Annotated in this window: 29 protein-coding genes; 25 read left to right on the top strand and 4 right to left on the bottom strand. The window is 63.1% G+C overall.

From position 1 onward, the window contains the following. Positions 1–6: 6 nt before the first annotated feature. The 18 genes from AC1DMA_RS11785 to AC1DMA_RS11700 all read left to right on the top strand — a co-directional run bounded on the left by AC1DMA_RS11785 (position 7) and on the right by AC1DMA_RS11700 (position 17010). Positions 7–312: an acyl carrier protein gene (locus tag AC1DMA_RS11785; protein ID WP_478144311.1), complete on the top strand. Its 306-nt coding sequence runs from the start codon at positions 7–9 to the stop codon at positions 310–312. After that, positions 309–1514: a beta-ketoacyl-[acyl-carrier-protein] synthase family protein gene (locus AC1DMA_RS11780; RefSeq protein WP_478125243.1), complete on the top strand. Its 1206-nt coding sequence runs from the start codon at positions 309–311 to the stop codon at positions 1512–1514. The genes AC1DMA_RS11785 and AC1DMA_RS11780 overlap by 4 nt, the downstream gene beginning before the upstream one ends. 16 nt (positions 1515–1530) lie before the next feature. Continuing rightward, a complete protein-coding gene (locus tag AC1DMA_RS11775) occupies positions 1531–2235 on the top strand; it encodes an ABC transporter ATP-binding protein (RefSeq protein WP_478144281.1) in 705 nt (234 codons plus the stop codon). After that, complete coding sequence (locus AC1DMA_RS11770; RefSeq protein ID WP_478144280.1) at positions 2229–3686, top strand: ABC transporter permease; 1458 nt, start codon at positions 2229–2231, stop codon at positions 3684–3686. The genes AC1DMA_RS11775 and AC1DMA_RS11770 overlap by 7 nt, the downstream gene beginning before the upstream one ends. Continuing rightward, a complete protein-coding gene (locus AC1DMA_RS11765) occupies positions 3679–4488 on the top strand; it encodes an outer membrane lipoprotein-sorting protein (protein WP_478144279.1) in 810 nt (269 codons plus the stop codon). Before AC1DMA_RS11770 ends, AC1DMA_RS11765 begins: the two co-directional genes overlap by 8 nt. Then, positions 4485–5864: a hypothetical protein gene (locus tag AC1DMA_RS11760; RefSeq protein WP_478144278.1), complete on the top strand. Its 1380-nt coding sequence runs from the start codon at positions 4485–4487 to the stop codon at positions 5862–5864. The genes AC1DMA_RS11765 and AC1DMA_RS11760 overlap by 4 nt, the downstream gene beginning before the upstream one ends. Before the next feature lie 91 nt (positions 5865–5955). Beyond that, positions 5956–7503: an acyl-CoA ligase (AMP-forming), exosortase A system-associated gene (locus AC1DMA_RS11755; RefSeq protein WP_478144277.1), complete on the top strand. Its 1548-nt coding sequence runs from the start codon at positions 5956–5958 to the stop codon at positions 7501–7503. Next, complete coding sequence (locus AC1DMA_RS11750; RefSeq protein ID WP_478144276.1) at positions 7500–8417, top strand: ATP-binding cassette domain-containing protein; 918 nt, start codon at positions 7500–7502, stop codon at positions 8415–8417. Before AC1DMA_RS11755 ends, AC1DMA_RS11750 begins: the two co-directional genes overlap by 4 nt. Further along, positions 8414–9523 carry an ABC transporter permease gene (locus AC1DMA_RS11745; protein WP_478125236.1) on the top strand — a complete coding sequence of 370 codons (1110 nt, stop codon included), beginning with the start codon at positions 8414–8416 and terminating at the stop codon, positions 9521–9523. The genes AC1DMA_RS11750 and AC1DMA_RS11745 overlap by 4 nt, the downstream gene beginning before the upstream one ends. Before the next feature lie 51 nt (positions 9524–9574). Next, positions 9575–9832 (top strand): acyl carrier protein, encoded by a 258-nt coding sequence (locus AC1DMA_RS11740; RefSeq protein WP_478125235.1) that lies wholly within the window; start codon positions 9575–9577, stop codon positions 9830–9832. Next, positions 9832–11010, top strand: a complete 1179-nt coding sequence (locus AC1DMA_RS11735; protein ID WP_478125234.1) for a type III PLP-dependent enzyme domain-containing protein — start codon at positions 9832–9834, stop codon at positions 11008–11010. Before AC1DMA_RS11740 ends, AC1DMA_RS11735 begins: the two co-directional genes overlap by 1 nt. Next, on the top strand, positions 11007–11597 hold the full coding sequence (locus AC1DMA_RS11730) for a hypothetical protein (RefSeq protein ID WP_478125233.1): 591 nt from the start codon (positions 11007–11009) through the stop codon (positions 11595–11597). Before AC1DMA_RS11735 ends, AC1DMA_RS11730 begins: the two co-directional genes overlap by 4 nt. Continuing rightward, on the top strand, positions 11594–12463 hold the full coding sequence (locus tag AC1DMA_RS11725) for a hypothetical protein (RefSeq protein WP_478144275.1): 870 nt from the start codon (positions 11594–11596) through the stop codon (positions 12461–12463). Before AC1DMA_RS11730 ends, AC1DMA_RS11725 begins: the two co-directional genes overlap by 4 nt. A gap of 13 nt (positions 12464–12476) precedes the next feature. After that, complete coding sequence (locus AC1DMA_RS11720) at positions 12477–13445, top strand: hypothetical protein (RefSeq protein WP_478125231.1); 969 nt, start codon at positions 12477–12479, stop codon at positions 13443–13445. After that, entirely contained in the window at positions 13418–14452 is a 1035-nt protein-coding gene (locus AC1DMA_RS11715; protein ID WP_478144274.1) for a 3-oxoacyl-[acyl-carrier-protein] synthase III C-terminal domain-containing protein, read from the top strand. Before AC1DMA_RS11720 ends, AC1DMA_RS11715 begins: the two co-directional genes overlap by 28 nt. 13 nt (positions 14453–14465) lie before the next feature. Continuing rightward, a complete protein-coding gene (locus AC1DMA_RS11710; protein WP_478125229.1) occupies positions 14466–14927 on the top strand; it encodes a DsrE family protein in 462 nt (153 codons plus the stop codon). Positions 14928–14934: 7 nt separating this feature from the next. Further along, positions 14935–15756, top strand: a complete 822-nt coding sequence (locus AC1DMA_RS11705; RefSeq protein ID WP_478125228.1) for a c-type cytochrome — start codon at positions 14935–14937, stop codon at positions 15754–15756. Positions 15757–15762: 6 nt separating this feature from the next. After that, the gene (locus AC1DMA_RS11700) at positions 15763–17010 is read left to right on the top strand and encodes a SulP family inorganic anion transporter (RefSeq protein WP_478144273.1); all 1248 of its coding nucleotides are present in this window, start codon (positions 15763–15765) and stop codon (positions 17008–17010) included. A 26-nt stretch (positions 17011–17036) separates the two neighbouring features. Here AC1DMA_RS11700 and lipA read toward each other — a convergent pair whose 3' ends face one another. From lipA to AC1DMA_RS11680, 4 genes are read right to left on the bottom strand one after another with little or no spacing between them, the layout of a single operon-like run. Further along, on the bottom strand, positions 17037–18050 hold the full coding sequence (lipA, locus tag AC1DMA_RS11695; protein ID WP_478125226.1) for a lipoyl synthase: 1014 nt from the start codon (positions 18048–18050) through the stop codon (positions 17037–17039). A gap of 19 nt (positions 18051–18069) precedes the next feature. Continuing rightward, positions 18070–18750 (bottom strand): lipoyl(octanoyl) transferase LipB, encoded by a 681-nt coding sequence (gene lipB / locus AC1DMA_RS11690; protein WP_478144272.1) that lies wholly within the window; start codon positions 18748–18750, stop codon positions 18070–18072. Between the two features lie 10 nt (positions 18751–18760). Beyond that, a complete protein-coding gene (locus tag AC1DMA_RS11685; RefSeq protein WP_478125224.1) occupies positions 18761–19072 on the bottom strand; it encodes a YbeD family protein in 312 nt (103 codons plus the stop codon). Next, on the bottom strand, positions 19069–19974 hold the full coding sequence (locus tag AC1DMA_RS11680; protein WP_478125223.1) for an aminotransferase class IV: 906 nt from the start codon (positions 19972–19974) through the stop codon (positions 19069–19071). Before AC1DMA_RS11680 ends, AC1DMA_RS11685 begins: the two co-directional genes overlap by 4 nt. 172 nt (positions 19975–20146) lie before the next feature. On the opposite strand from AC1DMA_RS11680, the gene AC1DMA_RS11675 reads away from it, so the two are divergent. From AC1DMA_RS11675 to atpG, 7 genes are all read left to right on the top strand, one after another. Continuing rightward, positions 20147–20635 carry an ATP synthase subunit I gene (locus AC1DMA_RS11675; protein WP_478125222.1) on the top strand — a complete coding sequence of 163 codons (489 nt, stop codon included), beginning with the start codon at positions 20147–20149 and terminating at the stop codon, positions 20633–20635. A 12-nt stretch (positions 20636–20647) separates the two neighbouring features. Next, positions 20648–21517, top strand: coding sequence for a F0F1 ATP synthase subunit A (gene atpB, locus AC1DMA_RS11670; RefSeq protein WP_478125221.1), 870 nt, complete (start codon positions 20648–20650; stop codon positions 21515–21517). A 60-nt stretch (positions 21518–21577) separates the two neighbouring features. Further along, positions 21578–21841: a F0F1 ATP synthase subunit C gene (gene atpE, locus AC1DMA_RS11665; RefSeq protein ID WP_019657641.1), complete on the top strand. Its 264-nt coding sequence runs from the start codon at positions 21578–21580 to the stop codon at positions 21839–21841. 81 nt (positions 21842–21922) lie between these two features. Next, the gene (locus AC1DMA_RS11660; RefSeq protein WP_478125220.1) at positions 21923–22393 is read left to right on the top strand and encodes a F0F1 ATP synthase subunit B; all 471 of its coding nucleotides are present in this window, start codon (positions 21923–21925) and stop codon (positions 22391–22393) included. Positions 22394–22401: 8 nt separating this feature from the next. Further along, a complete protein-coding gene (locus AC1DMA_RS11655; protein ID WP_478125219.1) occupies positions 22402–22932 on the top strand; it encodes a F0F1 ATP synthase subunit delta in 531 nt (176 codons plus the stop codon). A 36-nt stretch (positions 22933–22968) separates the two neighbouring features. Then, positions 22969–24522 (top strand): F0F1 ATP synthase subunit alpha, encoded by a 1554-nt coding sequence (gene atpA / locus AC1DMA_RS11650; RefSeq protein WP_478125218.1) that lies wholly within the window; start codon positions 22969–22971, stop codon positions 24520–24522. A gap of 21 nt (positions 24523–24543) precedes the next feature. Further along, positions 24544–25419, top strand: coding sequence for a F0F1 ATP synthase subunit gamma (gene atpG, locus AC1DMA_RS11645; RefSeq protein WP_478144271.1), 876 nt, complete (start codon positions 24544–24546; stop codon positions 25417–25419). The last annotated feature ends 23 nt before the right edge of the window (positions 25420–25442 follow it).

The following is a 25442-nucleotide window of genomic DNA, read 5'->3' as shown; positions in this document are numbered from 1 at the left end:
AAGACAATGACCGACACAAGTCGTGAATCAATTGAACAGCGAGTTGTGGAGCTCTTTGTGCGTACGACCAAGCTCGACGTCGCACAATTCCGCCCCGAATTGTTGCTCGTCGACACAGGAATTGACTCGCTCGGTCTGGTCGAACTAATTTTCGCGATCGAGGACGAGTACGACATTTCGATCCCGTTCAACGCCAATGAACAAGCTCGACAAGGTCGCTCTGCCGCGGCTTTCGAATCGGTGGGGCAGTTGATGGACCAGGTGGTCGGGCTCGTGCAAGCCAAGCAGTCCAATCCCGCCGTTGCTGCATGAGTCGGGTGGTCGTTACGGGGCGGGGCGTGGTCTCCGCCATCGGCCGGGGCGTGCCTGAGTTCTCCCGTTCGCTGCGCGCCGGCGCCCAAGGCATCGTCACGGTCGCGGACCTGCCGGTCAAAGCGGTGGCACCGGTCACCGGGTTCGAGCCTTCGATGGAATTCGGCGCGGGGGAATTGGCGTTTCTGGACAGATCGGCGCAATTCGCCTTATTGACTGCGAGAGAGGCTTTGGCTGAAAGCGGTCTGGACATTTCTGCCGGGCTGGGCGCGCGTGCGGCTGTGATCGTGGGTGCAGCTTCCGGCAATATCTGCAGCATCGACGAGTCATACCGACTGAGTTTGGTCGAGGGACGCCGGCGGCTTCCGCCATTCACCGTGCCGAAGATCATGGCCAATTCGCCGGCCTGCCACATCAGCATGGAATTCGGCGTGACCGGTCCGGCGTTCGTCGTGTCTACCGCCTGTGCGTCCTCTGCGTACGCGATCGGCCTGGGGCTGCAGCTGATTCGATCCCGCGCGGTAGACGTTGCGATCGTCGGCGGCAGCGAGGCCAGCCTTGTCGATGGCAATCTCAAGGGCTGGGAGTCGCTGCGCGTCCTGGCGCCTGACACCTGCCGGCCTTTTTCCAGGGAGCGTCGCGGGCTGGTCTTGGGCGAAGGCGCGGCCATGCTGGTCATGGAGTCGCTTGCACATGCGCGTCTCCGCGGCGCGCCCATCTTCGGCGAGGTTCGCGGCTGCGCACTCACCTCCGATGCACACCACATCCTGAGCCCGTCGATCGATGGCCAAGCCGACGCGGTCCGGAATTGCCTCCGCGATGCGCAGATGGGTGCCGATGATCTCGTCTACATCAACGCTCACGGAACGGCCACCGCCGCCAACGACGTCGCCGAAACGCGCGCGCTGCGGCTGTCACTCGGCGCAACCGTCGATCGCTTGCAGGTGTCGTCCACCAAGTCGATGCACGGCCACACGCTGGGTGCGGCCGGAGCGATCGAGTTGCTCGCAACGCTCGTGGGCCTGCAGGAGCGTTTTGCTCCGCCGACGTTGAACTACCTCGAGGCGGACCCCGAGTGCAACTTGAACTGCGTGCCCAACGAAGCGCAACCGCTGGGCCGCGGCGACTGCGCGCTGAGCAACTCCTTTGCCTTTGGTGGACACAACGCGGTGATCGCCGTTGCTTCCGCAGCGACGGTCTGACGGGGGCGACGGACAGATGTTTGAACTGCATGGCGTCAGCAAGACGTACCGGGAAGGCGACATCGAACTGCGCGCGGTGAAAGACGTGAACCTGCGCCTCCCGGCATCCAGCTTCTGCATGATCGTCGGCCCGTCGGGCAGCGGCAAGTCCACCTTGCTGAACCTGATCGGAACTCTCGATCGGCCCACGCACGGCCGTATCGTGATCGAAGGACAAGACGTCAATCGCCTTCCGGACCGCGAACTCACGCGCTTCCGGGCCGAGCGCATCGGCTTCATCTTCCAGTCCTTCAACCTCATGCCGGTGCTGACTGCCCAGGAAAACATCGAGTACGCGTTGCTGCAGACCGGCATGCCCAAATCGCAGCGGCGCGCACGCACCGGCGAACTCCTCGACGCCGTAGGGCTGACAGCGCATCGCCGGCACCGTCCGAACCAGTTGAGCGGAGGGCAGCGCCAGCGAGTCGCGATCGCTCGTGCGCTGGTCAAGCGACCGGCGCTGGTTCTGGCCGACGAGCCGACGGCCAACCTGGATTCGTCAAATGGCCTCGCGATCGTCGAACTGATGCGCCACATGCAGAGACAGTTCGACACCAGCTTCATCTTTTCCACGCATGACCCGATGCTGCTGGACCATGCGGACCAGGTGCTCTATGCCAATGATGGTCGAGTGACCTGCAATGAGGCCCCCCCGCAATCGGGGGGTGTGGCCGCATGCTGAACCTGTCCCTCGCGTGGCGGAACGTGCGGCGCAATCGGCGCCGTACGGGCATCACCTCGATGACCATTGCCCTGGGTGCGGCGGCACTGTTGCTGCTCGGCGCGCTCATGAACTACATCGTGCTGGAATTCCAGACCGCGACGGTGCGGCGCAGCGGACACGTGGCCGTTTTCCAGAGCGGCTACTTCCTGTACGGCGCAGGCAATCCTGCCGCCTATGGCATCAAGGACTACGCCGCGCTGATGGACGACATCCGCAGCGACCCGGACATGCGACCGCTGCTTCGGGTCGCGACGCCGGCGCAGATGATTGCCGGCGTGGCGGGAAACTACTCGGCGGGCGTCTCCAAGACCTTTTTCGGTCAGGGCGTGGTACCGGAGGACCGGCTTCGCATGCAGGGCTGGAACCAGCATGGGCTCGAAGGCATTGGCCCGAAGACCCATTCACCGCTGGCTCGCGAAGACGGTGTCGCGGTGGGAAAGGGCATGGCCCGCATTCTGCGTTTGTGCGACGGGGAAAGCTCAGGCGATTGCCCGCGCCACCCCAAGGTGCGAACGCAAGCTGCGGTGCCGGGGGTCGGGGGCAAGGTCGTGGGCGAGCTCGGGAGAGATGCCGAGAGAGACGCCGAGAGAAACGCCGAAGAGCAAGAACTCGTCCTGCTGAGCCAGCGTGAGCATGCGGACAGCGACGGCGCTCCTGCGGACGATGTGCCACGCATCGAGCTCCTGGCTGCGACTGCGGACGGCGCGCCCAATGTGGTGTCGGGTGCTGTGGAGCGGGTCGATGCCCACGGCGTGAAGGAGCTCAACGACAACCTGATCGTCATGCAACTGGGCAACGCCCAGCGGCTGGTCTATGGCCGCGGCGAGCGGCGAGCAACCGCCATCAATATTCAGCTTCAGCGCACCGAAGATGTTCCTGCGGCCCGGGCGGCGCTGGAGCGGCTTTTCACAGAGCGCGGACTGGATCTCGAAGTCCGCGACTTCGTCGAACTCAACTCCCTTTACGCGCAGACCCAGGCGTTCTTTTCCTTCCTGTTTGGTTTCGTTGCGCTGGTCATTGGAGCCATCGTCCTCTTCACCATCATGAACACCATGAGCATGAGCGTGATGGAGCGCTTCAGTGAAATAGGGACGGCGCGCGCATTGGGCGTGCAGCGCAGCAGCTTGAGGAACCTGTTCATTGTCGAAGGCGCGCTGCAAGGGCTGCTCGGCGTCACTGTTGGCGTTGTGCTCGCTGCCTTCATCGTCCTCGTGGTCAATCGCAGTGGCCTCGTCTGGAGCCCACCGACCACCTCGGGCGTCCTGCCCTTCAAGCTCTACCTGTTTGGCAGCCCCGCCATGATCGGCGCCACCTGGTTGTTGCTGATCTTCGTTGCCGCAGTGGCGGCCTGGCTCCCGGCGCACCGCGCATCACGCATGGCGATCGTCGATGCACTCCGCCATGTATAGCCGTCGCCTGCTACTGAAGGTCGTTCCGGCATCGTCGATTGCGATCTCTCCTCTCGGTGCCATTGCGCAGGACGCGAATCTCGCTCGGCGTGCCGTTGCGCGCGCCGACCAGATTCGCAATCCACAGCAATCCTTTCGGGCGCAGATGAGGCTGACCGAATACCGCAACGGCCGGGCGCGCGACTCGGCAACCCTGGTGCTTCACTCGAAGCCGGACACCCGAACCGGCCGCTTTCGCAACCTGGCGCGCTATGTAGAACCCGCTGCGGACCACGGAAAGGCCATCCTCATGGAAGACGAGGCCTACTGGTTCTACGACCCTGCCTCTTCCGCCAGCATACGAATCTCGCCGCAGCAGCGCCTCGTCGGGCAAGCGGCCAACGGCGACGTGATGAGCGTGAATTTCGGGCTCGACTACACGCCGCGCATGGTGGGCGAAGAGACCGTCAGGGACGCCGACAACGCCGAGCGCAAGACCTGGCGCATCGAACTCGACGCCGCAACGCCGGCGGCGGTCTACATGCGCATCGAGTACTGGATCGAGCGAGATAGCTATCAGCCAGTGAAGGCGCGGTTCTTCGTCGACAGTGGCCGGGCGCTCAAGCTGGCGTTCTATCGCAAGTTCAGCCGGCAGCTCGGGGAATTGCGGCCGGGCGAAGTCGTCATCCTGGACGAAGTGGACAAGAGCGTGGTCACCAAGCTCGTGCTCAGCGGCTACGCCGCCCGGGAGATTCCGGACAACTGGTTCAACCGCGGATACCTGCCCAAGTTGCGCGACAACGGCGGAGGCGCTCGACCGTGAAGTTGCTCGCTATGAGTGCGTGCGTGTGTGCGCTCGCGGCTCACGTCAGCCTTGCTGCGCAGCATGTGGCCGATGATGCCGGTCGGATTCCGTCTGCCGTGCTGCTCGATGACGACGGACCATTGCCGATGCCGCCTCGCATCGGGGCGGCCTTTGTAGAGCTGAACGCGGAGACGGTCGACAGGCGAACGCCCAGGGTGCCCATCGCCTCGACTGCGCTCACCCGCAACATCGCGCGCGGCATCGTCGATGCCAGGGGCGAGTGGCAATTGGGGCCCTCGCTGAGCGCTCGTGCGAGCGCGCGCGCCGGGCTTTCGCGCACGCACGACGGAGCCGTTTCGCGTGACGAGCATCTCGACCTGCGCGAAGCCGCAGTGCAATGGCGAGCCGACGATCGTGACCTGTTCGAAGTGGGACGCATCAATGTCCGCAATGGTGCCGCGGTCGGCTACAACCCGACCGACTACTTCAAGTCCCGCTCTGCCGTCGACAACAGCACCCGCGACCCCGAGGTGCAGCGAAACAATCGCCTCGGGACAGTCATGCTGTCCGCCCAGCGGATCGATTCGCACAGCGCAATCAGCGTGGCGGTAGCGCCGAAGCTGACCCGCCCCGAAGCGTTGGCCTTCAAGCCGCCCACCGAGCGGCTGCGCTTGGCCGACACCAACAGCGAACAGCGCGTGCTCTTCAAGGCAGCGTTCGATGCGCCTTCGTTCTGGAGCCCCGAAGTGCTGGCCTTCCGAGATTCGCGAGGATGGCGTCTGGGAAGCAACCTTACGCAGAACCTCGGTCGGAACACCACGATGTTCCTCGAGTATTCCGGCGGGCGTGGCGCTTCGCTCATGCAGCAGGCGTTGCGCAGCGGGGCAGCCCTTGGCGATTTGCCGGCGCGGGCATTGAGTTCGGCTCAGGTGCGGCCGGGCGACTCCTGGCAGAACGATGCGGCAATCGGCGCCACGTGGGCCGGCAGCTCCGGGCTGAGCTTCAGCGGTCAATTCAACTATCACGAGGCGGGGCTCGATTCGGCCGAGTGGCAGCGCTGGCTCGCCATGGGTTCTTCCAGCAAAGACGGTGCTGCGCTTGCCTGGTATGTCAGGAACTACGCGCAGGCCATGCAGGAGCCTCTTTCGCAGCGCAGCGTCTTTCTGCGCGCGCAGTGGGACCAGCTCGGATTTCGCGACCTGTATTTCAGCGCCTTCGTCAATCGGAGCCTTGACGACCAGTCATGGGTCTTCCAGACCGCCTTGGAGTACAGGCTGACGCCGGCCACCCGGCTGCGTGGCATGTGGGTCGCCACGGGCGGCAGCGCGGACAGCCTGTATGGCACCGATCCGGTCCGGCGGGCGCTTCTTCTCAGCATCACTCACTTCCTTTAGCCCACTCTCCTGTCATGAGCGAATTCATCGAGGCTCGCGCATGCCTGTGCGCACACGTGCTCTCCGGCGCCACCCTGAGGGGGATCTACTGATGGAGACGGTCGTCACCCAACTGCTCGATTCCGCGGCGCGCCGGCGGGAAAAGATTGCCCTCGTCGATGAGCGCAGTGAAATCAGCTATGCCGCGCTGGCTCAGCGGGTCGAGGACTTCGCGCACGCAATGATTGCGCTCGGGTTGCGCGACAAGGGCCGCGTCGCTGTGTTCATGGACAAGTCGATCGACGCCTGCGCACTCATCCTGGCCGCCATGCACGCGGGCGGCATCGTCGTGCCGCTCAATCCCAAACTGAAGCAGCAGCAACTGCGACACGTGCTGGTCGACTGCATGGCCGAGTTGCTTTTCACCACCACCGCGCGCCACGAAGAATTGGGCGGAAGCATCGACGATCTCGAAATTCGCGTGGTCCTTTGCGACCAGCCAGGCTCGCTGCCCAAGATCGTGCACGGAAAGGCGACTCTGCATCCCAGCATCGCCACGGACCCAGCGGCGCTGCTCTACACCTCGGGTTCGACGGGCCAGCCGAAGGGCGTCGTGGTTTCGCACGGCAATTTGATCGCCGGATGCAGCGCGGTCAACAGCTATCTGGGCACCAAGGAAGACGACGTCGTTCTGGCGCTGCTGCCGATCAGCTTCGACGCTGGCTTGAGCCAACTCACCACTGGGCTGGCTGCAGGCGCGCGCGTTGTGCTTCACTCACCGATGCTTGCACCCGCCGTTGCACGGCTCGTTGCCAGCCAGGGCGTGACGATGATCACGGCAGTACCGCCGCTCTGGTCCTTATTGACGCAGGCCCACTGGGACCAGGTCGATACCCGTTGCGTTCGTCTGTTCGCCAACACGGGCGGGCACATGAACGCAAGCCTCCTGGCGCAGTTGAGGGCGATCTTTCCTGCTGCGCGGCCCTTCCTCATGTATGGGCTGACGGAGGCCTTCAGGTCAACATATCTCGACCCCTCGGAAGTCGATCGCCGCGCCGGCTCCATCGGCAAGGCTATCCCGGGCGCTGAAATCCTCGTGGTGGATCCCGAGGGAGAAATTTGCGCAGTCGGGGAACCTGGCGAACTGGTGCATCGCGGGGCGCTGGTCACGCTGGGCTACTGGAACGCGCCGGCGCAGACGGCCGAGCGTTTTCGTCCGGTCCCCAGCCGCCTGTGCAGTGGCTTGACTCCGGAATACGCGGTCTGGTCGGGTGACATCGTCACACGTGACGCCGAAGGATTCCTCTACTTCGTCGGTCGGCGAGACGAAATGATCAAGTCGAGCGGCTACCGCATCAGCCCGACGGAAATAGAGAGCCTCATCATCGCCTTGCCAGAGGTTCGCGAAGTGGCCGTGTTGGGAGTACCCGCAGGCAACTTGGGCGATGCGATCTATGCGGCTGTCGTCGCATCCGCCGACAGCGGCGGGCTGGAGCATCTGAAGAGCAGCCTCGAAGCGCAGTGCCGAAAAATCCTGCCTTCCTACATGGTGCCGCAGCTCGTGCTTTTGTCTGAGCTGCCGCGCTCGGTCAACGGAAAGATCGACCGGCCGCAACTGCGCAGGCTGTGCGCAGACTTGCACAGCGGAGGAGGCGTGTGAGCACCGCAACCTTGTCCTCGGATCTGCATGTGCGCCGCCTCGCCGTACCCTTGCCGCAACGCGACCTGCAGGTGGACGACTGGTGGGTTCAGGCTGGCGAAAAGGTCGCGATCATCGGCCGCAACGGCGCGGGCAAGACCAGCCTGATGGAAGCGATCCTCGGCCTTCGTGCCACGGCCGTGGCGGAGGGCGACATGCTCGGCGTTGCACTCCAGCAGTGGAAACGCCGCCCCTTGCTGCGCCGACAGCTGGGCGTCCAGCTGCAGCGGGCGTTCTTTCCCGGCCGACCGCGCGTGAGCGAAATCGTCACCCTGCATCGAAACCTCTATCCCAAGACATCCGAGCGTGTGATGGATGCACTGGGGATTCCGGCTTTGTCCCGGCGGCTGTACGAGTTTCTCTCGCGGGGCGAAACGCAGCGCGTCGAGTTATTCCTCGCCCTGGCGCACGGGCCGCGCATCCTCTTTCTCGACGAGCCATTCACGGGTCTGGATCCGCAGTTCGCGCATCGGCTTCGCGAGCTGCTGAGCGAAATGCCGGACACCACGCTCGTGATGTGTTGTCACACGGTCGAAGAACTCGCACTTGCCTCGCACACCACCTGGTTGAGCCGCGAGGGCATCGTGCGTCACCAACCCACCGAGTCGCTGCGCCGCGATCTGGTCGGCGCATTCAAGTTGACGGTGCAATGCAAGGACGCGCAAAGCGCGCGGCAGCTCTCAATGCACGTGCAATGCAACTTTGACGTCGAGCGCCCGCCCGTCATCGAGCAGCAGACCCTGAGCCTGGCATCGTCCACGCCGTTGGCGGATCTGGCGAACGCCCTCATGAGCCATCCCGACGCATTGGCCGTCGAAGTCGGTCGCAGCCACCTGGCCGACCTGTTGCGCTATTGCGCGAAGGCATCGGAATGAGCTGGACGCTGCCCCGATTGATCGTGCACGAACTGAAGATCCTGACGAGAGATTCTTCCGCCTTGTTCTGGATCTTCCTGTTCCCGTTCTTTTTCATGTTCATGATGTTGTTCGCATTCGGTCGCGAGGGAAATCTCCCGCAGCAGATCGTCGAGATCGTCGATCTGGACGACACGACGCTCTCCCGGCGATACATCGGCGAGATGCGGCGCACGTTCTCCGGTGGCGAATCGATACCGGCCGAACTGCGCATGGCAGAGGATGAAGCGCCGGTGGCGGATCGTGCGTCTCGCGTGACCATTCCGGAAGGCTTCGGCCGGTATGTCGAGAATCGACGGCCGGTTCCGGTCGACGTCACCTTTGCACAGGATGGATTGCCCGCGCAGTTGGTCGTTCGTGTCATGCGCGCGCTGACGCTCAAGTTCGAGGGCGATGTCCGTGACGATCCGCCGCTGATCGAAGTCAGAGACGATCCGCGCGGCGCGCTGCCGGCGCTGTCCTTCGTGCATTACGTCCTGACAGGGACGATGGTGATGGCGATGCTTGCCGCCGGCATGAACTCCATCTGCAACTCGCTGGCGTATCGCCGGGAGCGCAGCGGCTTCAAGATGCTCGCGTGCATGCCGGTGAATGCGTTCACCTTCTTGCTGGGCATGCTGCTGTCGCGCTTGCTGCTGCTGATGCTGGCCTCCTGCGGGCTGGTCGCGGGGGCGCACTTTTTCTTCGATGTTCCGCTGTCGCTCGGCGCGGGCCAGGTACTTCGAGGCGGCGTGGTCATGTTCTTCGGCGGGATCATGCTGCTCGCGTTGGGCACTGCCATGGGTGCGCGCCTCGCGACGCTCTCCGCCGCGACCTTCACCACGGGCCTGGTCTATATCGCGCTGCTCTTCCTGTGCGACCTGACCATGCCCATGAATGCGATGCCCCCGGCGGTCAGCGCGGTGATGGCTCACCTGCCGCCAGCACTGCTGGTGGACGTGTTGCGCCATGTCTTCATCCAGGGCGACGACTTCGGCCAGCATCTGCGCAGCCTGGCCGAGATGGCAGGCTGGACCGGCCTCTTCGCGCTGGTCGCGTCGCTCACCTTCCGCTGGCACGAGCAATAGATCCGGATCCACGATCGCCTCCGCGACCACTTACTTTCAGGGAATGACGAAATGATCGAACAAGACACTCTCGGCCTGCTGGCCGGTCACCTCAAGGAAACAATGGGGCGGGACACCATCGATCCCGACGTTGCCATCGGCGAACTGGGCTTCGACTCGATGCGTGTCGTCGAGCTCATCATGATCTGCGACCAGGTCTATGGCACCACCATCGATGCGGAGTCCATGGAGCTGACGCAATACACGACCTTGCGAGAGATCGATTCGCAGTTTCGTGCCCAGGCACTTCGGGCGAGCGAGCAGGAGTGATGACGCCTGACCTCGCCCGCAATGCGCTGAACTCGTTGGACCCCGCCCAGCTGGCCAAACTCGAGACGCCTTGCTATCTCTTCGATCCGTCCATCGTGATCGATGACCTGAATCAACTGCAGCGAGAACTGGGCACTGAAGTCGTCGTTTCGCTCAAGGCCTGCCCGGTTCTCGATCTGCTGGTTCGTTGCAGCCATGCCCTCAATGGCGGGATAGAGGTCGCCTCCATCGGCGAATTGAACCTCACGATGGGCCGGATGAGTGTCCCGCGCTTTGTCAACACGCCAGCGCTGGACAGTCATCTGGCGGCTGCCGCAATGGCTTGTCGAGCCACACTGGTGGCGGACAGCCCGCACCAGATCCGACTGATCGAGCAAGTTCTCGAAGAGCGCAAGGCCGCGCAACGCGCGCCGCTCGGTATCGTGCTGCGCGTGAACGCTGCCAGCCTGCTCGAACAGCAAGGTCCGGCGGCGGATCACTTCGGCATGGAGGTGGCCGCGCTGCACCGTGAACTCGCGCGGCTGTCGGAGGGCGGCACCAAGCTCAAGGTCATAGGGCTGCACGTATTCGCGGGATCGAATAGCTTTGCCCGCAGCGCCAACGTGGTCGTGAAGCGGTTGACGGCACTTGTCGAGCACATCGACAGGTACGCCGCAGTGGATCTTCAGTTGACACTGATCGGCGCCGGTCTCCCCGCGGACTGGCAAGCCGATCGCGACACCGGCCTCGATTTCCCCAGCTATCGCGAAAGTGTCCGGAAGCTGCAAACACGCGTGCGCGTGCTGCACGAAGCCGGGCGTTCCGTCTTTTCTCGCGCCGGCCGCTTCGTCGCGCGCGTGGTCGCTACCAAGGAACTGCAGGGCGAGCCAGTCGTCGTGTGCGATGGCGGGATGGCGCAGTGTTTCAGCCTCGCGCAGACCGAGCATTTCGTGAAGCGCCGCCGGCAGCCCGTGCTGGTGCGATTGTCCGGTGGCGCCTTCGAAGACACGAACGCGATGCGTACGCACAAGATAGTGGGCAGCAGTTGCAGCCCTGCCGATGTGATCGGGCTCCTGCAGTCCCACGGATCGCCGGCCCCAGGCGACATGCTCGTCTTCGACCATTGCGGCGCGTATCACAGCTATTCGCCGACCGGATTTCTCAGCCTGCGTCAGGCCCAGCACTACATCGCGACATGAACCAGATCACGAGCCATCTGGCGGACCTGGGACCCCTGAGCGGCTGGTGCGCCGGCGGTGTGTATGCGCGTTCGCCCTTCGCCGGCAACTACCAGAAATCGGAATTGCAGTGCGTGCCGATGAAGGAAGCAGGGGACTATGCGCACGTCTCAGAGTTCGAGCATCGCTGCGACACCCCGGTGCTGATGTCCTTGAGCGAACGCAACGCCGTGCTGGCCGGTGTGGTGGGTGACCTGCGGGCTCATGTCCCTGACTTGGGGTGTGTTCTGGTTCGCTTGTACGGGCCGGACTTCAACATCCCGTTGCCAGCCGACCTTTTGGCGCCTGATGTTCTTCTGGTGCATTGGCCGGCGGACATGGTGACGAGCGTACTTGAATCCGGTCGTCGCAACGTCGCGGTCGTTCAGCATGACATTCGGGCCGATGGGGTCGAGCTCGGGCGCAATTCGCTGTCTGTTGCACTGCTTGCACCCGACGCGCTAGAAGCGGGGCTGGCGGCGTTCTCGCGTTTCGTCGCGCGTTGCTCCTTCGTCCACCGACTGAGCGGACTGCGCTTGCAATATCTCGGTGAGACGCCCACGGCATGACGCAGAAGATGGAAGAACTTGCCTTGGTGAAGGTGCACGCCATGATGCATGCGCGCGTGGTCGCGCCGTTGCTGGGCGTCGGGGCATCGTTCGAGGAACGCCTGACGTGGCTGCGTAACGAAGTTGGCGAGCAAGCGGCGCGAGTACGCGGCGGCGTGAGCGATGACTCCTGCATTCACCTGATCAGCACCTCGATGCTGAGCAAGATCGCCACGGGATGGGACGCCATCCGTGATGGCTTTGTCGATGCCGTGGCGAAGCGCTGCGGCCGGTCGCCCTCTGGCTTTCTGCAGGCCTACCAGTGCGCAGGCTGGGGCTATGCAATCCGGTTTGCGGCGCTGCATACGGATTGCCGGAACTTGACGCTCACGATCCTGGACGCTGATCTGCACGAGCTCTTCTCGGGCGAGTACGAAGCCACCCTCGGAAAGATCGGCTATGGCGTCACCACGCTGGCATTGGAACTCCCGCCTGGGTTGATGCTGCCGACTTGCGATGGGCCGCTTCCGAACCATGGCTTTACCGACATGCTTCATGCGCTGCGTGCCCACCGGAAGACCACTGGGCCTCTCGCCACCTTCCTGCCGTTCATGCCCGATGGCCTCGACGGCATCGCCAGGCGTTCGGTTGGGGGCCGCCTCGCGCCCAATCGGTACGCCGACTACGGCCATTGTTTTGGCGCGGACCCGTGGATCGGCCTCATGGAACGGCTGCGCGCGCAAGCGCCAACGGATGCGGAGTGCGTCACGCTCGGCTCCTTCGCCTTCAGTGGCTACTACGCGATCGGCAGCGTGCAAGTCGGCCCGTGGACTCGGGTCGAACCGATTTCGCCGGAGGGGGCATGTCTGGCCGCCCTCGGCGGCTGATGCCTGGCGCGCCATGGTCTATCTTTCCCCAATCGCTTCACATGAAGGCCGAGTCGACGAGCGCATGGGCTTGCGCCGCGCGCTCATTACGCGGCGTGCCAACCTGGGCGACTGCACCGATGCGCCGAGCGTCGTTCGACGTCTGTTGTCCAGGTCGTCCATGCGCTACCCCGCTGCGGTGATTCCGCTTGCCAGGCAGCGCACCGGCCAGGAAAGCGCGGTGGAGTTGGCACTGCAGGTTTCAAGTCGAGCGGTCGATGACGTCGACAAGGAGAGCGTCGGCGGAATCATCTACTGCCACGCGACGTCGGACGAGGAACCGACGGATTCCAGCGTCGGACACGTGCAGTTCGAATTGCAGTTGCGCAGCGCCTTCCCATTTTCGATTTCCCAGGCGCACAACACCGGGGTGTTTATTGCCTTGGACATGGCTGCGGCTCTGATCGAAGGCCCGGAGGCGATATCGAACGTGCTCGTGATCGCGTCCGACAAACTGCTTTATGGACGGGCACCCAACCGGCCCTCGCAAATGCATTGGCGCGACGTGGCCGCCGCCGTGGTGGTCAGTCGCGAGAAGCGCGATGGTTGGCGACTGGATCACGTCGCGGTTCATCATTTCGCCACCGAGTCCAGATCGCACCAGAGATGGCCGCAGCGCGAACTGGATACCTTCGCAGGCTTTTGCGCTGAGCGCATTGCAGGCTGCCTGAGCCATGCGGGGCTTGCGGCGGACGAACTCGGTGCGGTGTTGCCGATTTGCCCTGACGCCAGCCTGGAACGGCAAATCCAAGCATCCGCGGGCCTGAGTGCTCTGCGCCATGAAAAGCCCTCGGGCTTGCGCGCCGAGTACATCGCTTCGGCCGATCTGCTGGTGAGGCTGTCGGCCTTGGAGCAGCGGGCCGAAACCGATCGGCCGATCCTGGCCTGGTGTACCGGGAACAACGGAGAGTTCGCATGCTGCGTTCTGACACGATCGATCTGAAGACTGCCAATGCGCCTGCAATCCCGCAGTTCGGCATCGCAGCCGGCGCCAGCTACGTGCCGCCTATCAGCAGGCATCTCGATGAATGGGCCGCGGCGGCAGGGCCTGCTGCGAGAAAACTGCTGCCGACGATGATCGCGAACGGATTGGCGAACTACCGCGTGGCACCCGAACTCGACATCGAGGGACTCAGTTGCGCCGGTGTGCAGAAGCTGCTGGATGGCGGCGGCTTCGTGCCGGGCGACATCGACCTGGTCATCTTCTGCCATGCCGCGACCATGAGCACGATGGCAGCGCCGGCCAGCATCCCCGCAGTGATCATGAAGCGCTTCGGGCTGGGCAAAGCAATTGGGTATTCGATCTCGCAGCAGAACTGTGCGTCGATCATGTGCGCCGTGCGGCTGATTCGGACTTTGATGTGGCGACACCGGTCGCTGCACAACGTGCTGATCGTCGGCGCCGACAAAGTCGTCGGCGAGCCCTACCGGAATGTCGGGGCCTATGCCATCCAGAGCGATGGCGCGCTGGCCCTGCTGGTCCGTCGCGACAACCCACTCAACCGTATCGGGCAGATCGCCTATTCGATTGACAGCCGCTACTACCGCGGCACGGCCAAGAGCGCCGAACTCGGCCAGCGCTACGTGCTCAACTATCCCCTGTTGGCGCATCGGATGGTGTCGGACGTGATGTGTCGATCTGGCTGGTCTGCCGGTGACGTCGATGCCATTCTGCCCATGAATGCCAACCTGTCGGCCTTCAAGCGCGTGATGCAACTGCTGGGCTTGCCGCTGCACAAGCTGCACAGCCGGAACATCGGCGAGATCGGCCATGTCTTCTGCTGCGATCCCTTCGCGAACTTTCTGCAGCGTTTCGCGCAACCGCACGCTGTGGGCAGCGGCAACGCGATCTTGTTTGCCTCCGCGACCTCAGGCGTTTTTTGCGCCCTGGGGATTTCCGACGCCTGGACGGCGCAGGGGGCGCCCCCTCGCACGTCCCTCTCATCCTGAACCTGGAATTCTCATGAAATCGAATAACGCTTTGCTTCTGTCGGCCGTCGCCGGCTGCCTGTTTGTCGCCGCTCCTGTCGCGTTTGCCGAGACCCATGCCGCTCCTGCCACGAACATCGCTCCTGCGGGTCTGCGTGTGGTCTATCACGTGGATGACGTCGGTTCCCTGCGCAAGGCGCTCAACAACATCAACAATCAGTTGGCGGCCACCCCCAACGCCAATATCTCGCTCCTGGCCAATGGGCGGGGCATCTTCTCGCTCGTCAGCGGCGAGCGCGATCGCCAGGGAGATTTCGGCAGCGCCATTGCTGAGCTACAGGGCAAAGGCGTGCATTTCGTCGCCTGCGGTATGTCGATGAAGAAGAACAACGTGGCCGCTTCGTCTCTCATCGCTAATGTCGCGGTCGTCCCGTCCGCGGTGGTCGAGTTGACTCGCCTTCAAGGCGCCGAACGCTACGCCTACATCAAGCCCTGATGCTTGGATGAAAAGCGTCGTCCTTTGGCTTGCTGCTGCGCTGGCGCTGGCCGGCTGCGCGCCTCGCGCCGAGGTCGAGCCGGGCGCCGACGTCGAGACCGATGTCGCAGACCCGAGCGCCCGCGCGCAGTTCCCTGCGGACAAGCATGGAGAGCTTGTCTACCAGGGCTACCGGGTCTTCACGCAAACGCCGAAGGCGGCACGCATCTACACCGGCAATCGCCTGACCTGCGCGAGTTGCCATCTCGATGCTGGACGCAAAGCCGATGCGGCGCCCATGTGGGCCGCGTTCGGCATGTACCCGGCCTATGTATCGAAGGTCGATCGCGTTGTCACTCTCGAAGAACGCATTCAGCAGTGTTTCCGCTTCAGCATGAACGGTTTGTCTCCTCCGCAGGACAGCCACGAGATGCGAGCCTTGATGGCCTATCTGCAATGGCTGGCGATCGATCGCCCCGTGGGCGTCGAACAAGAGGGACGAGGTTTCCCGACGATCCCGCGCACGGGCTCCGACCCGAACCCGCTTCGGGGTAAGCAGGTGTATGCGCAGCGCTGCGCGAGCTGCCATGGTGAACAAGGCGAAGGCCGGGGCTACCAAGCCCGTGAGGGCACCTACGCGGCGCCGCCTGTGTGGGGATTCGGCAGCTTCAACAAAGGGGCGGGAATGCACCGCACCGATCTGCTGGCCGGCTTCCTGAAGGCCAACATGCCGCTCGGCAATGCGAACCTGACCGACCAGGAAGCATTGGACGTTGCGGCGTGGATGGGCCTGCAGGAACGCTGGCCTGATCCCCGCAAGGGCCTGTTGCCGGGCCTTCTTGCGAACTAGCCGCTGGTGCTCGAAGGTTGCGTCAAATACTTCCCGGCTCGAAGCGACGTCCGGGCTGCATGGGTGTCGGCGTTGATCATGCTGCCGCAAGGGATCGCGTTTGCGATGCTCGCGGGCTTGCCACCGGAAATGGGCATCTACGCGTCGATCATCCCGGTCATCGTCGCCTCTTTGTTGGGGCCGTCTGGCGTGCTCCTGTCCGGCCCGAACACGGCCGTCGCCATGATGCTGGGCATCGCGCTCCTTCCGCTCGGCGTGCCGGGCAGTGCAGACCACCTCCGGTTCGCAGCAACGCTGACTGCAATGGTTGGGTTGATGCAGCTCGCGGGCGCGTGGTGTGGTGTCGGTCGCTTCTTCGCGCTGCTGCCGCAATACACCGGGACGGGTCTCAACATCGGGATCGGCATGCTCATGCTGGCCAGCCAGATCGCACCCGCCATGGGCTTGCTGTCCGCGCCCGATCTGCCGCCCTGGGCGATGCCCTGGTTGTATCTGCAGCGTTGGGGAGATGCAAATCCTTGGGCGTTATTCGTGACCCTGATGTCCATTGGCGCGGGGCAGTTCTTTGCGCGATGGCGCAGGCCCTGGATGCCGTCGCTGGTGGCCGCGATGCTCTTCGGCGCCATCACAGGTGGCGTGCTGGACCTCCTGATCGGCGTGGAGCCGACACGCCTCGATCGAGTGGGACATCTGCAATTGACATGGGACGTGCTTCGACGGCCCGCGTTCGATTCAGGCGAGCTCTACACCCTCAAGCAGTTGGTGCTGAGCGCGGCCGGCATCGCGATTGTCGCAAGCCTTCAGTCCGTGATCATTCTTCGCTCCGTGGTGCCGGAGGCCGATCACCGGGCCTGCCGCCGCGAATTGTTGGCGCAGGGTTGCTCGAACCTGTCCGCATCCTTCACCAACAGTTTCGCTTGCTCCGGGTCTTTCAATCGGACCTCGGCTCACATTGAAGCCGGCGCGCTGACGCGGTGGGCTGCGGTGCTGTCGTCTTTGTTCATGCTGCTGCTGGCGTGGATCGCCTCGCCGGCGCTCGCCCATGTGACTCACGCCGCGATCGCGGGCACGCTCGCGCTGGTGGGATGGCGAATGGTGTGTTCCGGTTGGCAGACCGCGTGCCGAGAGCGCGGTTTCGGGCGCTTCGCCGCGGTGGGGCTCGGCCTCAGTGTTCCGCTCGCGGGCGTAGAGACGGCGTTGCTGCTCGCGATCGTGCTGGTAGTGGTGCAACTGGTCCTGAGCCGCTCGCGCTAGCAGCACCGCCCCACCTTTTTGCGGAATCAGGCTTGCGGCAGCACCTGAGCGTCTGCCGCGTGCGAAGCCGCCGCATGCGCCTGTTGGTCCGCGTGGTAGCTGCTGCGCACCATCGCGCCGACAGCCGCATGGCTGAAGCCCATCTTGTAGGCCTCTTCCTCAAACATCTTGAACGTGTCGGGATGCACGTAGCGACGCACCGGCAAGTGGCTGTTACTGGGCGAGAGGTACTGCCCGATCGTCAGCATGTCGATCTTGTGCGCGCGCATGTCGCGCATCACCTGCAGGATTTCTTCGTCGGTTTCTCCGAGCCCGACCATGATGCCGCTCTTTGTTGGCACGTCCGGATGCAGCGCCTTGAACTTCTTGAGCAGGTTGAGGCTGAACTGGTAGTCGCTGCCAGGCCGCGCTTCCTTGTAGAGGCGCGGTGCCGTCTCGAGATTGTGATTCATGACGTCCGGCGGCGCGGCCTTGAGGATCTCGAGGGCACGATCGTCGCGGCCGCGAAAATCTGGCACCAGGATCTCGATCTGCGTCTGCGGCGAAAGCTCGCGGATGTTGCGGATGCAATCGACGAAGTGCTGGCTGCCGCCGTCACGCAGGTCGTCGCGGTCCACGCTGGTGATCACCACATATTTGAGGCGCAGCTTTGCGATGGTCTTGGCGAGGTTGAGCGGCTCGTCCTTGTCGAGCGGATCGGGACGGCCATGGCCGACATCGCAAAACGGGCAGCGCCGCGTGCACTTGTCGCCCATGATCATGAAAGTTGCCGTGCCGTTGCCGAAGCATTCGCCGATGTTGGGGCACGAAGCCTCTTCGCAGACGGTGTGCAGGTTGCTTTCGCGAAGGATCTGCTTGATCTCGTAGAAGCGTGTCGTGGGGGAGCCTGCCTTGACGCGAATCCATTCCGGCTTCTTGAGCACTTCGCCCTGGACCACCTTGACGGGGATGCGCGACAGCTTGGCCGCGGCTTTCTGCTTGGCGAGAGGGTTGTAGTCCTCGGGGCTCTGCGCATCGCGGACAACATTGAGTGTGCTCATGGCTTCTCTTTGGCGGGGCTCAAGGTGCGAGATAGATGTTGAGCTTGCTGCCCAGCACCTGCGCGGCTTCGTCCCAGGTTGTTTGAACGCCGATTGTAGAAAGATCGACGGTTTTCAGCCCCGCGTACCCGCAAGGGTTGATGCGGGAAAAGGGTTCGAGGTCCATCGCGATGTTCAGTGCGACGCCGTGGTAGGTGCAATGGCGGCTGACCTTGATGCCCAGGGCGGCAATCTTGCCGAGACCTCGAAATGGATCGCCCGGATGAACGGGGCCGGTCAGCGCTGCGTGCGAATACGGGTCGTCTAGCCGCACGTAGATGCCGGGTGCGCCGCCGACGCGGTGGCCGGTGACGCCGAAATGGCTCAACGTGCGGATCACCGATTCCTCGATCCGATAGACGTATTCCTTGACGTAGTAGCCGGCGCGGCGCAGGTCGATGAGCGGGTACGCCACCACTTGCCCCGGCCCGTGGTAAGTCACCTGCCCGCCGCGGTCGGTCTGCATGACGGGAACAGGTCCAGGGCTCAATACGTGGTCCGCCTTGCCGGCCAAACCTTGCGTGTAGACCGGCTCGTGCTCGCAGATCCACAGCTGGTCGGGCGTTTCCGCTGTCCGCGCCTGCGTTGCCTTCTGCATCGCGTTGTAGGTCGCGGCATAGTCGACGCGTCCCAGCACCGTTACTTGGAGCGCTGCGGTCATCGGTAGGCGCTCAGAGCACCACCTTCACCATCGGATGACTGGAAAGCGCCCGGTACAGATCATCGAGCTGCTCGCGGCTGGTCGCGGTGACCGTGATCGTCACGCCGAGGTAATTGCCCGCCTTGCTGTTGCGCAGTTCGACGGTCGCCGCGTCGAAGGTCGGGTCGAACTGTTCGGCGATCTTCGTGACCGCGTGCACGAAACCGTCGACCTTCGCGCCCATGACCTTGATCGGGAACTTCGACGGGTACTCGATCAACGAGTCCTTGCGCGCGTCGGCTGTGGTTTCCGTCGGTCCGTCAGTGGGTGGGATGGTGCTCATGCTGCGACTCCGGTGTCTTGCTTGCTGCGCGCCTTGGCCTGCTGATAGCCGGCATGCAAGGCTTGGTAGATGGGTCCGGGCCGGCCTTCGCCAATCGTTTGCCCATCGAGCGTCACGACCGGCAGGATCTCCTTGCTGGCAGACGAAAGCAGAAGTTCGTCGGCCCCGAAAACTTCATCGCGCGCGATGCGGCGCAGGCTGAATGGAATGCCGGCATCGGCGCACAGCCGTTCGATCAGCCCGTAGCGAATGCCTGCAAGCACCAGCTCGTCCTTGGGCGGACCGCTGATCGCGCCGTCCTTCACGACCCAGACATTGCTCGAGGACGCCTCGCTCAGCGACTCGCCGCGAAACATGATGGTCTCCGCCGCGCCGGCTTCGACGCTGATCTGCCGAGCCAGCACGGCCCCAAGGAGGCTGGTGCTCTTGATGTGCGCCTTCTGCCAGCGGAAATCATGTGCACTCACGCAGGCGACGCCCTTGGTGCGCACTGAATCCGGCACTGGCTTCATCGGATTGGCCATCACGAAGACTGTGGGAGTGAGCCCCTGCGGCATCGCATGGTCGCGCGGTGCGACGCCACGCGTGACCTGAATATAGATACCCTGCATGCCGCTGCGGACGGTCGGCGGGGCCTCATCGATCAGCCGCATCGCAATGGTGCGCCACTGGCGCGCCGTCAGTGGATTCTTGATCTGCAGCTCGGCCAGCGAGCGATCGAGGCGGGCCATGTGCTCTTCGAAACAGAACGGCTGACCGCCGTAGACCGGCACCACTTCGTAGACGCCATCGCCGAAGATGAAGCCGCGATCCAGCACGCTCACTTTGGCATCGCGCAGCGGCGTGTAGTTGCCGTCGAGGTAACACATTGAATCGGGAAGAGCGTCGGTGATCGGATGCATATCGAATTATGGTGGGGGCTCATCCGGGCTTTCCAACCCGGACCCGATTCCACACCGGAGCGCAAGGATCATTTCCACGGCATGCTCGGTCAATTGGCGGGAAGCCGTAGCTTTCTCCCTATAATCAATGGCTTTGTAGAAATTCTGGGTCGTCATCCGGGCTTCATTCGAAATGAAAACAATCGCCCGCGATGCCTCCAAAGGGGTCCATGAGGACACCCTCGATTCAGAAGACGACTTCAAGCCGTTGACAGCCGAGGAGGCGCAACGGCTTCGCGACAAGAAGCCGTCGATCTCGCCATGGCGCGTGATCGCAATTCAAGTCGTGGCGGGGCTCCTGGTGGCGTTGGCCGCCTGGGGGTTGACAGGGAGGCTAAGTCTGGGGTGGTCCGCCGGGTACGGCGCACTGGCGGTGGTTGTGCCTGCTGCGGTTTTCGCGCGGGGACTGACCGGAAGGTTTTCTTCCTTGAATGCGGGCACTGCGGTGTTCGGATTCTTCTTGTGGGAGATGGTCAAGATGGTCTTGACGGTGGCGATGCTGATCGCCGCGCCAAGACTTGTAGTGGCGCTGAGCTGGCCAGCAATGCTGATCGGCCTGGTGGTGACAATGAAGGCGGCGTGGGTGGCGGTAATGTTTGCCCCCAAGCGCCAGAAACTTTGAGACGAGTAACGGATGGCTGCTGAAAACGCTGCGGAACATGGTCAAACCGCTGGTGAATACATCGTTCACCACTTGACGCATCTTCAGAGCTCCAAACCTGGAGGGGTTGCCGACTTCACCGTTTTCAACTTCGATTCGCTTTTCTTTTCGATCGCGCTCGGCGTGCTGGGCTGCTGGCTCCTGTGGCTGGCGGCTCGCAAGGCCACCTCGGGTGTGCCGGGCCGCTTCCAGGCCGCGGTCGAAATCCTCGTCGAAGTCGTCGATCAGCAAGCCAAGGGCATCGTCCACAACGCGAAAAGCCGCAAGTTCGTCTCGCCGCTGGCGCTCACGGTCTTTCTGTGGATCGTCATGCTCAATGGGATGGACCTGCTGCCCGTCGACCTGCTGCCGTTCCTGTGGGCCAAGATCTTCGGCGTGGCCGGTGGCGATCCGCACCACGCCTACCTGCGTGTGGTCCCGACGGCTGATCTCTCGGTGGCCATGGGTCTCTCGGTCTCGGTGCTGCTCATCTGCCTCTACTACAACATCAAGATCAAGGGTCTGGGCGGCTGGGTTCACGAACTCTTCACGGCCCCCTTCGGCAACCACTGGGCGCTGTATCCGTTCAACTTCGCGATGCAGATGATCGAGTTCATCGCCAAGACCGTCTCGCACGGCATGCGGTTATTCGGCAACATGTACGCCGGCGAACTGATCTTCCTGCTGATCGCCTTGATGGGCGGTGCCTGGACCCTGTCTGCAACCGGCATTTTGCTGGCCATCGGCCACATCATCGCGGGCACTGCCTGGGCCATCTTCCACATCCTGATCATCATCTTGCAGGCCTTCGTGTTCATGATGCTGACGCTCGTGTATGTGGGCCAGGCTCACGATAAACACTGAGCCGCTGCTTTCGATCTCTTTTTTTCTTTTCTCTTCAACCAAAGTCCTCTAGGAGTCATCATGGAAGTTATTAGCTTTGTCGCACTGGCCGCCGGCCTGATCATCGGTCTGGGTGCTGTTGGCGCTTGTATCGGTATCGGCATCATGGGTAGCAAGTACCTCGAGTCGGCTGCGCGTCAACCTGAGCTGATGGGCGAACTCCAAACCAAGATGTTCCTGCTTGCCGGTCTGATCGACGCCGCGTTCATCATTGGTACTGGTATTGCGCTGTGGTTCGCTACCGCCAACCCGTTCCTCTCGCAAATCGCCAACCTGCCGAAGTAATCGGATTCAGGCTTTCTCGTCGAACCCATGTCGTTCTTTCGCTGAATGGCGTTGGATTCATTCCCAAAGAGAGGGTGAAAAGTGAGCATTACCGGTACCCTGATCATCCAGATGATCGTGTTCCTGATTCTTGTCGGGTTCACGATGAAATTTGTGTGGCCGCCTATCGCCAAGGCGCTGGACGATCGTGCCCAGAAGATCGCCGAAGGCCTTGCCGCAGCCGACAAGGCCAAGTCCGAGCTGACTGCCGCCAACAAGCGCGTGGAAGCCGAACTCGGGCAGGCTCGCAACGAGTCCGCGCAGCGCCTTGCAGATGCCGAACGTCGTGCGCAGGCCATCGTTGAAGAGGCCAAGGCCCGTGCCACGGAAGAAGGCAACAAGATTGTTGCGGCCGCTCGCGTCGAAGCCGAGCAGCAAGCCATGAAGGCACGTGAAGTCCTTCGCGAGCAAGTGGCTGCACTGGCCGTCAAGGGCGCCGAGCAGATCCTGCGGAAGGAAGTGAACCCGGCTGTCCATGCCGATTTGCTGTCCCGCCTGCAGACTGAACTCTGATCGAAGCCATGGCAGAACTCGCCACCATTGCACGTCCTTACGCCGAAGCGCTCTTCAAGGCGTCCTCATCGGACCTGTCCGGCGCCGGCGCCTGGCTCGAGAAGGTTGCGGCCATTGCCGCCAGCGCCGAGCTCCAGCAGTTCGCCGACAACCCGAAGGTCACGGCAGAACAGGTATTGAGCGTCGTCTCCGGTGCCTTCGGATCACCGCTGCCGCCCGCCGCGCACAACTTTCTGACGGCGCTGCTCGAGAACGGACGCTTCACCGCGCTGCCCGAAATCGCCAAGCAGTTCCGGAGTCTGGCGAATGCGCAGAGCGGTTCGTCCGATGCGGTGGTGTACAGCGCCTTCCCCATTGATGCAGCCGCGTTGGGTAACGTGTCTGCCGCGCTCGAAAAGCGCTTCGGCCGCAAGCTGCAGGTCTCGGTCCAGCAGGATCCGTCGCTGATCGGCGGCGTCCGCGTGGTGGTCGGCGACGAAGTGCTCGACACCTCCGTCAAAGCGCGTCTTGAACAAATGAAAGTTGCGCTGGCAGCCTGAGGCCGCCAGCCCCCTTAACGAAAGAAGGAAAGAGTCATGCAACTCAATCCCGCAGAAATTTCCGAACTGATCAAGAGCCGCATCGAGGGTCTCGGGGTCAGCGCGAACATTCGCAATGAAGGCACCGTGGTGTCCGTGACCGACGGCATCGTGCGCGTGCACGGCTTGTCGGATGCGATGCAAGGCGAAATGCTCGAGTTCCCACCCACGCCGGACGGCACGCCGTCATACGGCCTCGCGCTGAACCTCGAGCGCGACTCCGTCGGCGCCGTGATCTTGGGCGAGTACGAGCACATTTCCGAAGGCGATACCGTCAAGTGCACGGGCCGCATTCTTGAAGTGCCGGTCGGACCCGAACTCATCGGCCGTGTGGTGAATGCACTGGGCCAGCCGATCGACGGCAAGGGTCCCATCAACGCCAAGATGACGGACGTGATCGAAAAGGTCGCTCCGGGCGTGATCGCCCGCAAGTCGGTCGACCAGCCCATGCAGTCCGGCCTGAAGTCCATTGATTCGATGGTGCCAATCGGCCGTGGTCAGCGCGAGCTGATCATCGGCGACCGCCAGACCGGCAAGACGGCAGTGGCTATCGACGCGATCATCAACCAGAAGGGTCAAAACATGACCTGCGTCTACGTCGCGATCGGCCAGAAGGCTTCGTCGATCAAGAACGTGGTGCGCGCTCTGGAACAAGCCGGTGCGATGGAATACACCATCGTCGTCGCAGCCTCCGCTTCGGAATCGGCTGCCATGCAATACGTGTCCGCCTATTCGGGCTGCACGATGGGCGAATACTTCCGCGATCGCGGCCAGGACGCGCTGATCGTCTATGACGATCTGTCCAAGCAAGCCGTGGCTTACCGCCAGGTGTCTCTGCTGCTGCGCCGCCCACCAGGCCGTGAAGCCTACCCTGGCGACGTGTTCTATCTTCACAGCCGTCTGCTCGAGCGCGCAGCTCGGGTGAACGCGGACTACGTCGAAGCTTTCACCAAGGGTGAAGTCAAGGGCAAGACGGGTTCGCTGACCGCACTGCCGATCATCGAAACGCAAGCCGGCGACGTGTCCGCCTTCGTTCCGACGAATGTGATTTCGATCACCGACGGCCAGATCTTCCTGGAAACGAACCTGTTCAACGCCGGCATCCGCCCCGCCATCAACGCCGGTATCTCGGTGTCCCGCGTGGGTTCGTCGGCGCAGACCAAGGTCATCAAGGGCCTGTCCGGCGGTATTCGTACCGACCTGGCGCAGTACCGCGAGCTCGCCGCCTTTGCGCAGTTCGCTTCCGACCTCGACGAAGCGACCCGCAAGCAGCTCGACCGCGGTGCACGCGTGACCGAGCTGCTGAAGCAGGCGCAGTACAGCCCTCTGCCCATCTCGCTGATGGGCGCGTCGCTGTTCGCAGTGAACAAGGGCTTCATGGATGACCTCGAGGTGAAGAAGGTGCTGCCGTTTGAACATGGCCTGCATCAGTTCCTCAAGTCCAGCCATGGCGCGCTGCTCGACAAGATCGAACAAGCCAAGGCGATCGACAAGGATGCCGAGGCCGAGCTGACCGCAGCCGTCACGTCGTTCAAGAAGTCGTTCGCCTGATCGGCGACGCAAGGAGTCCCAATGGCAGCTGGTAAGGAAATCCGCGGCAAGATCAAATCGGTGGAAAACACCAAGAAGATCACCAAGGCCATGGAAATGGTGGCCGCGTCAAAGATGCGCAAGGCGCAGGAACGCATGCGCGCCGCCCGCCCCTACAGCGAGAAGATCCGCAACATCGCGGCCAACCTCGGCCACGCGAACCCGGAGTACACGCACGCGTTCATGAAGACGAACGATGCGAAGGCGACGGGCTTCATCCTGGTCACGACGGACAAGGGCCTGTGCGGCGGCATGAACACCAACGTGTTGCGTGCATTGACCACCAAGATGCGCGAGCTGCAGTCCGCAGGCGTGGGGATCGAAGCGGTCGCCATTGGCAACAAGGGCCTTGGCTTTCTGAATCGCGTCGGCGCGCGCGTCGTGTCGCATGTCACCCAACTGGGCGACACGCCCCATCTTGACAAGCTGATCGGACCGGTCAAGGTGTTGCTCGACGCCTATGCCGAGGGCAAGCTCAGCGCGGTCTATCTCTGCTACACCAAGTTCATCAACACGATGCGCCAGGAGTCCGTGGTCGAGCAGCTGCTGCCACTCGCGGCGGACTCGCTGAAGGTCGAAAAGGGCCAGCATTCGTGGGACTACATCTACGAGCCCGATGCGCAGAGCGTCATCGACGAACTTCTGGTGCGCTACGTGGAATCGCTGGTGTACCAGGCAGTCGCCGAGAACATGGCTTCGGAGCAGTCGGCACGGATGGTTGCGATGAAGTCCGCCACGGACAACGCCGGCAACGTGATCAACGAGCTCAAGCTGGTCTACAACAAGACCCGCCAGGCAGGCATCACCAAAGAGCTGTCGGAGATCGTTTCGGGCGCCGCGGCGGCCGCTGGCGTCTAAGTCGGCCAGTCGCTCGACCTCAA

Source organism: Variovorax sp. 05N34, assembly GCF_056397405.1.
This window is presented reverse-complemented; position numbering and strand designations above follow the sequence as displayed.

What these genes read in the sequence shown, in the direction of transcription:
- AC1DMA_RS11785 (WP_478144311.1), top strand. Translation starts at nt 7, where the DNA reads ATGACCGACACAAGTCGTGAATCAATTGAACAGCGAGTTGTGGAGCTC.
- AC1DMA_RS11780 (WP_478125243.1), top strand. Translation starts at nt 309, where the DNA reads ATGAGTCGGGTGGTCGTTACGGGGCGGGGCGTGGTCTCCGCCATCGGC.
- AC1DMA_RS11775 (WP_478144281.1), top strand. Translation starts at nt 1,531, where the DNA reads ATGTTTGAACTGCATGGCGTCAGCAAGACGTACCGGGAAGGCGACATC.
- AC1DMA_RS11770 (WP_478144280.1), top strand. Translation starts at nt 2,229, where the DNA reads ATGCTGAACCTGTCCCTCGCGTGGCGGAACGTGCGGCGCAATCGGCGC.
- AC1DMA_RS11765 (WP_478144279.1), top strand. Translation starts at nt 3,679, where the DNA reads ATGTATAGCCGTCGCCTGCTACTGAAGGTCGTTCCGGCATCGTCGATT.
- AC1DMA_RS11755 (WP_478144277.1), top strand. Translation starts at nt 5,956, where the DNA reads ATGGAGACGGTCGTCACCCAACTGCTCGATTCCGCGGCGCGCCGGCGG.
- AC1DMA_RS11745 (WP_478125236.1), top strand. Translation starts at nt 8,414, where the DNA reads ATGAGCTGGACGCTGCCCCGATTGATCGTGCACGAACTGAAGATCCTG.
- AC1DMA_RS11740 (WP_478125235.1), top strand. Translation starts at nt 9,575, where the DNA reads ATGATCGAACAAGACACTCTCGGCCTGCTGGCCGGTCACCTCAAGGAA.
- AC1DMA_RS11735 (WP_478125234.1), top strand. Translation starts at nt 9,832, where the DNA reads ATGACGCCTGACCTCGCCCGCAATGCGCTGAACTCGTTGGACCCCGCC.
- AC1DMA_RS11730 (WP_478125233.1), top strand. Translation starts at nt 11,007, where the DNA reads ATGAACCAGATCACGAGCCATCTGGCGGACCTGGGACCCCTGAGCGGC.
- AC1DMA_RS11725 (WP_478144275.1), top strand. Translation starts at nt 11,594, where the DNA reads ATGACGCAGAAGATGGAAGAACTTGCCTTGGTGAAGGTGCACGCCATG.
- AC1DMA_RS11720 (WP_478125231.1), top strand. Translation starts at nt 12,477, where the DNA reads ATGGTCTATCTTTCCCCAATCGCTTCACATGAAGGCCGAGTCGACGAG.
- AC1DMA_RS11715 (WP_478144274.1), top strand. Translation starts at nt 13,418, where the DNA reads ATGCTGCGTTCTGACACGATCGATCTGAAGACTGCCAATGCGCCTGCA.
- AC1DMA_RS11710 (WP_478125229.1), top strand. Translation starts at nt 14,466, where the DNA reads ATGAAATCGAATAACGCTTTGCTTCTGTCGGCCGTCGCCGGCTGCCTG.
- AC1DMA_RS11705 (WP_478125228.1), top strand. Translation starts at nt 14,935, where the DNA reads ATGAAAAGCGTCGTCCTTTGGCTTGCTGCTGCGCTGGCGCTGGCCGGC.
- lipA (WP_478125226.1), bottom strand. Translation starts at nt 18,050, where the DNA reads ATGAGCACACTCAATGTTGTCCGCGATGCGCAGAGCCCCGAGGACTAC.
- lipB (WP_478144272.1), bottom strand. Translation starts at nt 18,750, where the DNA reads ATGACCGCAGCGCTCCAAGTAACGGTGCTGGGACGCGTCGACTATGCC.
- AC1DMA_RS11685 (WP_478125224.1), bottom strand. Translation starts at nt 19,072, where the DNA reads ATGAGCACCATCCCACCCACTGACGGACCGACGGAAACCACAGCCGAC.
- AC1DMA_RS11680 (WP_478125223.1), bottom strand. Translation starts at nt 19,974, where the DNA reads ATGCATCCGATCACCGACGCTCTTCCCGATTCAATGTGTTACCTCGAC.
- AC1DMA_RS11675 (WP_478125222.1), top strand. Translation starts at nt 20,147, where the DNA reads ATGAAAACAATCGCCCGCGATGCCTCCAAAGGGGTCCATGAGGACACC.
- atpB (WP_478125221.1), top strand. Translation starts at nt 20,648, where the DNA reads ATGGCTGCTGAAAACGCTGCGGAACATGGTCAAACCGCTGGTGAATAC.
- atpE (WP_019657641.1), top strand. Translation starts at nt 21,578, where the DNA reads ATGGAAGTTATTAGCTTTGTCGCACTGGCCGCCGGCCTGATCATCGGT.
- AC1DMA_RS11655 (WP_478125219.1), top strand. Translation starts at nt 22,402, where the DNA reads ATGGCAGAACTCGCCACCATTGCACGTCCTTACGCCGAAGCGCTCTTC.
- atpA (WP_478125218.1), top strand. Translation starts at nt 22,969, where the DNA reads ATGCAACTCAATCCCGCAGAAATTTCCGAACTGATCAAGAGCCGCATC.
- atpG (WP_478144271.1), top strand. Translation starts at nt 24,544, where the DNA reads ATGGCAGCTGGTAAGGAAATCCGCGGCAAGATCAAATCGGTGGAAAAC.